This window comes from Streptantibioticus ferralitis (assembly GCF_029223525.1).
GTDB lineage: Bacteria > Actinomycetota > Actinomycetes > Streptomycetales > Streptomycetaceae > Streptantibioticus_A > Streptantibioticus_A ferralitis.
In genome coordinates this window covers 1-6,642 of sequence record NZ_JARHTQ010000073.1, presented here as the reverse complement: position 1 = coordinate 6,642, position 6,642 = coordinate 1, and the positions used below count along the sequence as shown (strand labels likewise).

The 6,642-nt window shown below is 64.9% G+C and carries 6 protein-coding genes and 2 pseudogenes; 6 read left to right on the top strand and 2 right to left on the bottom strand.

Annotation, left to right across the window (positions count from 1 at the left end; translation table 11 throughout):
- The 3 genes and pseudogenes from P2L57_RS39605 to P2L57_RS39600 form a co-directional block, all read left to right on the top strand.
- The coding region (locus P2L57_RS39605; protein WP_275823417.1) for a hypothetical protein at positions 1 to 254 on the top strand (254 nt) is incomplete at its 5' end.
- A 243-nt stretch (positions 255 to 497) separates the two neighbouring features.
- Positions 498 to 863, top strand: a pseudogene (locus P2L57_RS41050) (transposase domain-containing protein); the annotation flags it as partial.
- Positions 864 to 1,005: 142 nt separating this feature from the next.
- Positions 1,006 to 1,926 (top strand): IS4 family transposase, encoded by a 921-nt coding sequence (locus tag P2L57_RS39600; protein ID WP_275823415.1) that lies wholly within the window; start codon positions 1,006 to 1,008, stop codon positions 1,924 to 1,926.
- Between the two features lie 668 nt (positions 1,927 to 2,594).
- Here the strand turns inward: P2L57_RS39600 and P2L57_RS39595 are convergent.
- A complete protein-coding gene (locus P2L57_RS39595; RefSeq protein WP_275823413.1) occupies positions 2,595 to 3,005 on the bottom strand; it encodes a PIN domain nuclease in 411 nt (136 codons plus the stop codon).
- 3 nt (positions 3,006 to 3,008) lie between these two features.
- Entirely contained in the window at positions 3,009 to 3,218 is a 210-nt protein-coding gene (locus P2L57_RS39590; protein WP_275823411.1) for a type II toxin-antitoxin system VapB family antitoxin, read from the bottom strand.
- Between the two features lie 482 nt (positions 3,219 to 3,700).
- On the opposite strand from P2L57_RS39590, the gene P2L57_RS39585 reads away from it, so the two are divergent.
- The 3 genes and pseudogenes from P2L57_RS39585 to P2L57_RS39570 form a co-directional block, all read left to right on the top strand.
- The gene (locus P2L57_RS39585) at positions 3,701 to 5,152 is read left to right on the top strand and encodes a flavin monoamine oxidase family protein (RefSeq protein ID WP_275823409.1); all 1,452 of its coding nucleotides are present in this window, start codon (positions 3,701 to 3,703) and stop codon (positions 5,150 to 5,152) included.
- 171 nt (positions 5,153 to 5,323) lie between these two features.
- Entirely contained in the window at positions 5,324 to 5,488 is a 165-nt protein-coding gene (locus P2L57_RS39580; RefSeq protein WP_275823407.1) for a hypothetical protein, read from the top strand.
- A 488-nt stretch (positions 5,489 to 5,976) separates the two neighbouring features.
- Positions 5,977 to 6,522, top strand: a pseudogene (locus P2L57_RS39570) (integrase); the annotation flags it as partial.
- Positions 6,523 to 6,642 lie beyond the last annotated feature (120 nt).

Sequence of the window (6,642 nt, the reverse complement as noted above, 5' to 3'; positions counted from 1 at the left end):
ACCCCAGCCTGCCGCTCAAGCAGCCGACGCACGACGGCAGCAGCGTCCAGCAAGCCATCAACCCCGATGACCGGGACATTCCCTCCCGTCAACTCGTCTATGTGTGCAGTACGGCTTGCTCCTTGAGCGCGCATTACGCCTGCCGAAAATGTCATCCGCGCAGCTCAGGCGCTTGTTCGGTGCTGCGGCAGGATGAGCACTCGTGCTGCTTCGCCTCGCCTCGCAGCGCTTCAAAATGGCTTCACCGGCTGTGAGCGGGGGTTTCTTCGGGTTGTCGGCTTGCTCGGTGGTACTCGTTGATGAGGCCCTGTCACAGCCTCTCTGCGTTCGATCCGCGTTGTCGGCAGCGGTATGACGTTCGGATCGTCGAAGGGTGCGAGCTGGTTTCGGCCTTGGTGGGGCCGATGGCGTCCCTTGTCGTGCAACACCGTTGCTTTATGCCGTCTGGCACTTTGTCAAGTCCATGAACGAGAGGACGGGACCCCTGGTAGATCCCTGTGGTGTCGAGCCCAGAGATCGTTGTACCGGAGGTCCCGTTGCTGAGGCATTCTGCCACTCCACTACCCGTGGCGTCAGCTCATGATGTCTACGCCCCTGGCCATCTGGGGGAGTTGACGCAGGTCATCGATCCGCAGCTGGTCGACGCGGTCCTTGAGGAGACTGGCTCGCGTGAACGGCGCGTGCGGTTGCTGCCGGCGCGGGTCGTGGTGTACTTCGTGCTCGCCCTCGTCTTCTTCGAGCGCTCGTCCTACCAGGCGGTGTGGGACAGGCTCGGAACGGGACTACGCGGGATCGCGGTGACGCGGCCGTGCGCCTCCTCATTGTCGCGGGCCCGCCGCCGACTCGGCAGCGTCCCGTTGCGCCGCCTGTTCGAGATCCTGGCCGGTCCGGTGGCCACCCGGGCCCAGGCCAGCTCCTTCTACTGCGGCTTGCGGGTGGTCGCGGTGGACGGCACCACCTTGAGCATCCCCGACGAGGAGGCGGTGACCTGGCGCTTCCCCAAGCATGGCGGCCAGGTGCTGGAGTTCGGCTACCCCCCTCCTGCGCCTGGTGGCGCTGGTCGAGTGCGGCACCCGCGCCCTCCTCGGCGCGACCTTCGGCCCGGACACGACCGGCGAGCTCGGCTACGCGCGCCGCCTGCTGGACCACTTGGACGCCTCGATGGTGCTGCTGGCCGACGCCTACTACGACGCGTACGACTTCCTGGAGGCGGTGACGGGTACCGGCGCGTCCTTCCTGCTGCGCTCGACCCGCAAGCGTCGTCCTGCGGTGCGCCGCCCGCTGCCGGACGGCTCCTACCTGACCACCATCTGCGCCGGGAAGTACAAGGCGGGGCGCGGTTACGGACGGCTCGAGGTACGGATCGTAGAAGCCTGGATGACCGTCACGATGGCCGACGGCACCCGCCGCACCGAGCTGTGGCGGTTGATGACCAATCTCCTGGACGCCAAGCGATACCCCGCCCACGAGCTGATCGCTCTGTATCACCGCAGGTGGCAGGTGGAGACCTGCTATTTCTCGATGAAGTCGACCATTCTCGACCGGCGTGTGCTGCGCTCGAGGACCGTCCCCGGGCTCGAGCAGGAGGTCTACGCGCTGCTGACGGTCTACCAGGCGCTTGTGCGCCTCGCGGGTGACTTGATCACTGCCCAGCCGGGCCTGTCGGCGGAGCGCGTCAGCCTGATCGTGCTGCTCAACGCCGGCGCCGACCAGATCGTGGCCGCCCGCGGCATCGCCCCGACCAGCCCGGTGACCCTCGTCGGCGCGATCGGCCGTGCTGCCCTGGCCGGCCTCCTGCCGCAGAGACAGCGCTGGCGGCTGAAAGCCCGCGTGCGCAAGCGCAGCAGCAAATACACGTTCAGCCCCAGCAGGCACCCACGAGCGGCCCAGGCGTACACCCTCGACTTCGAGGTGATCACGGAATGAAGCCTTGACAACACCAACAAGGGCTAAACGCAACGGTGTTGCACGACAAGGGACGCGATCCGGCCTGACCAGCGTGGATGAAGTATTCGGCAAGCGCACTCCCAAACCCCGACTGACCAGCACATTCCCGTCCCTGCGAGCAGCACCCCCAGACCGGAGCCGTGGAACCCGGCGCCCACCCGACGCGACAGCCGGGCTACCGCCCTACCCATCACCAGCCCAAACAGTCGAAACGGCCCGTCGGACAAACCGACGGACCGTCACGAAAGATCGAGGTTAGCGAAGACAGACAAGGAGGCCTGACCTGCGGAATCAGGGCATCGTGACCACTGGAGCCGCCCCGCCACCCCCGCCCCATGGGGAGCATCACGCCCCGCTCCCTTGGCCAAAGGTCGACCAAAGCCCGCCAAGGGGTATTTAGGCCTCTCGATGGCCGCTACATCAACATCATCCCGGGTGACCTCGCCGCCCAACGGTTGACGACGGCGCGCAACGCCCCCGTACCGACGGCCTTCGACCTGCGGTTTCGCAAGTCGGGACGACAGGATTTGAACCTGCGACCCCTTGCCCCCCAGCGCGCGGCAACTCTCCACTACTGCCTACAGCGGAAACCTCGCCGCTACACAAGGCCGTCAAGACCAGTGGCGCTCCGTCGCCGACCGTACACGTCAGTCGGCCGTACCGGCCGGAACAACCCATTGGTGGGGCTGGCCGGTAATGGCCGCGATCTGCTCGTACTCCTCGTCGTAGTGCAGGACGATGGCCGCATGACGCTCGGCGGTGGCGGCGATGAGAAGGTCCGCCATGGACAGCGCGCGATGATTCCCCTTGCGAACGGCCTGGGCCTGGACGTCCTTGGCTCGGTCCCAGACCTCGTCCGGGCAGGGCAGATAGTCGAAGCCGGACAGCCAGTACCGCATCCGTTCCGCTTCGTCGTAGTTGCGCGCAGAGTAGAGGATCTCCATCTCGACCGCTCCGGTGACTGCGATCAGGCCACGCTGGACCAGGGGGTCGAGGACAGCACGCACCGACGATTTGCCGCGGCGCGCCAGAGCCGACTTGTCGATCAGGTAGAGCAACGGTCAGACCGCATCCTGTGTGTCGGCCGTGCGTGCATCGTGAGCGAGGTCGACCTCACCGCGGTCGATGGCGTCCATGAACTCCATGCGGCGGTGCAGCTTGACCGTCTCCTCCATTGCCCGGCGTACCGCCGCTGCCTTGGTCTTCACGTTGTAGAGCTTCATCAGCTCCGCCGTAGTGTCCTCATCGAGATCAATTACGGTACGCGACATTGCGGCACCACTCCCCAGCATTAGGCGACGCCTAAACGATACCGCATCACAACGCGATGCGATATCGATTGAAGGGGTCATCCGAGTAGCCATCTCGGAGATCCCTCAACACCACGGGGTCCCGCCGGGCGCGCGCAAACGGGAAACTCACAGATCACAGCCTACGGATGAGGATTTCGGCGCCCGCAAAGTCGAGGCCTGCCCAGGATGTCTTTGCGTCTGGCAGGAGGAACTTGTCTCACGTGCCTCAAGCCTTCCAGCGACACGAGATAGCGGGCCCACCCGGTGGCAACGGTTTGAACGGGGCCCACGATCGATCGAGTGATGTTGGAGTAGGAGCGTCGTGTGGGCGGCGTCAGTGACGGGCGGCTCGCTAGCTTGGTTGCCCCGGGTCCTCTCGGGCTTCGCCCCCGATAGGCAGAAGCACGGGTGGACTCGACTCCTGTTGGTGCGATGTGTTCCGGAGAAAGGCGGCTGGCGGAATGCGTATCTCTCGCCGTGGCCTCATCGGTGCCGCCGGCGTTGCGGTCGGCTCGCCGTTGGCTGCCTGGTCGTCCGCCATGCCAGCCAGCGGGTCGTCGGCCGGCTCAGCAGACGTGATCATCGTGGGTGGCGGGTACTCAGGAATGGCAGCTGCGCACCAACTTGTGAGAGCGGGCAAATCCGTCATCGTGCTCGAAGCGCGCAAGCGAGTCGGGGGGCGAGCGTTCACCCAGCAGGTCCCGGGCGGTGGATGGGTGGACAACGGGGCGCAGTGGATCGGCCCGGCGCAGACGCGCATCCTTGCCCTGGCCAGGGAGTTCCACGTAAAGACGTTCCCAACCTACCAAACCGGCAAGAGCATCCTGGAGTATCAAGGCCGCCGCGTAGAGTTCAGCGGCCTGGCCCTAGAAGAGTTGTTGAAGGTTCCGATCCCGCCGCAAGATCTGGCAGAGTTCGCTCTCGCCGTAGATAAGTTCTCCAGACTTGCCGAAACGGTGCCGTCAGCGGCTCCGTGGACCGCTCCGAACGCCGCCGGATGGGACTCCCAGACAGTTGCGACGTGGATGAACGCCAATATGAAGACCGCTGGCGCGCGGTTCCTGTTCACCACTGCCGTAAACGGCTACTTCTCGGTCGAGCCCGCCGATTTCTCATTCCTGCATTTCCTCTTCTACGTAGCAGCAGCTGGAGGATTCGAGACCCTCGAAGAGAATTCGCTGGCCTGGCGCTTCAACGGGGGCGTACAACAGATCCCTGACGCGATCGCCGCCAGGCTGGGCGACGCCGTCAAGCTCTGCTCCCCCGTCAGGTGCATCGACCAAACCGGTAGCAAGGTCGTCGTCACCACCGACAACGGCCAGTACGAGGGGTCCCGGGTGATCATCGCGATGGCTCCGCCGATGGCGGCCCGCATCGACTACCAGCCGATCCTGCCGGCGAGCCGTGATCAGTACACCCAGCACCTGGCCATGGGCTCCACCATCAAGGCTCATGCCGTCTACCGGACCCCCTTCTGGCGGGCACAGGGACTGAATGGGCAGATCCTGACCCAGAGTCCGGTCAATGTGACGTATGACAACTCACCACCTGGCGGAACCCCGGGCATCCTGGTTGCCTTTTTCGAGGGCGACCCAGCGCGCGAATGGGCGGACCGGCCCGAAGCTGCCATCAAGGCGGAGATCCTCCGCACGCTGGTCAATTACTTCGGACCGCGAGCGGCCCGCCCCGAGTACTACTACCAGGTGGTGTGGGCGAATGAGGAATGGTCGAGGGGATGCTACTGCGGAATTCCGGCCACCGGGACGTGGACCGAGTACAAAGATGCTCTCCGTACACCGGTAGGACGAGTCCACTGGGCTGGCACCGAGACCTCCGTGGAATGGGCTCAGTACATGGAGGGTGCCGTAGCATCAGGACAGCGAGCTGCAACAGAAGTCGAGGCAGAGCTATGAAGGCATGCTGCCTTTAAGCGGTCCAAGGTACGAGTTCAGAAGTAACTTGATCTTGGTTTGATGGTTTTCTGTTCCGTTCCTACTCGGACGCCGAGTTCATCCGCGAACTCATCGTCCGGGCACCAGCCGCGCGTCCTTCACGCTCCTTCGGACCCGGATCCTCACCCAGCCATGAGCTTCACGGAATCGCGGTCAGAGCCAATTTCAACGAGCCTCATCATCGGCTCGGTTCTCTCGACGGATCATGCGGCGGAGGCTGGTCCGGGCGGCGGCGAGATCGTCTTCGAGTTCGGCGACGGTTCGGGAGAGCCGTTGCTTCTCTGTGGTCGTTTGTGAAAGTTGCGCGCGGAGCTGTTGGTTGTCGCTTTCGAGTTGGTCGATGCGTTCGATGAGGTCTCGCGAGTGGACTTGGTCCAGTTGCTGTCCGAGGTGGAGGCGGATGGTGTGCCGCTCGAAAAGTCGTCGTCGCAGGTGGGCAGGTACGGCCGGTCCACTGGGAGCATGTCCGCGTGGTCGTGTCCTTGCTCTACCAGGTGGCCCTCAAGTTGCTGTCCGTTCCGTCAGCGTTGCTTCGCCGCTAGGCCGCGAAGGATGCGGAACTGCTCGTTCTGCGGCACGAGAACGCGGTGCTGCGCCGGCAGTTGGCCAGCCCGGTTCGCTACGAGCCCACCGACCGGTTCTGGTTCGCCGCCCTGTCCGCGCTGATACCCCTGTGGGTGCCGAGAAGTCCATCCATGCAGGTGAGAGGCATGGTCGTGCTGTCTTGCCGACGCTGGGTGGGCGGTATCTCCGCGAGTCAGCGTTACCGGGCATGATGAGCGATTGTGTTGCTGCGCCTGGTCTATCTGACGGTTACAAACGTCTTCGCAGCGCTGCGGCTGCTGCCAATGAGCGACCGGGAGAAGGACGTGGAGATCCTGGCGCTGCGGCACCAACTCGCTGGGCTGGAGCGGCAGCTCGGCGCAGTGCGTCCCCGCTTCACGCCCGAGGACCGCACCTTCCTCGCCGCCCTGCTGCACCGCCTCCCCGAACAGACCCTGCGCCAAATGCGACCGCTGGTGGCGCCGGACATCGTGCTGCGCTGGCATCGAGACCTGTTGCGCCGCCGGCACGCCGTAAGATCACGCCCGAAGCGCCTGGGTCGGCCGAGGACGGTCCGCTCCATCCGGCTGCTCGTCTTCCGGCTGGCGCGCGAGAACCTGACCTGGGGGTATCGCCGGATCCACGGCGAGCTCGCGATGCTCGGGATCAAGGTCGCGGCCTCGACCGTCTGGGAGATCCTGCGCGCCGCAGGACTCGACCCTTCGCCGCAGCGTACGGCCACGACATGGGGCACCTTCATCCGCTCACAGGCCGACGCACTCCTGTCGGCGTCGGGTGAATCGTGACCCAGTTTGACCGGGTGAAAGATGACCCACTTTGTGGCGGTTCAGTCGGTGTCGTTGTCGGTAGGGACGCGTCCGAGTTCACGTCCGCGCATGCGGTAGGAG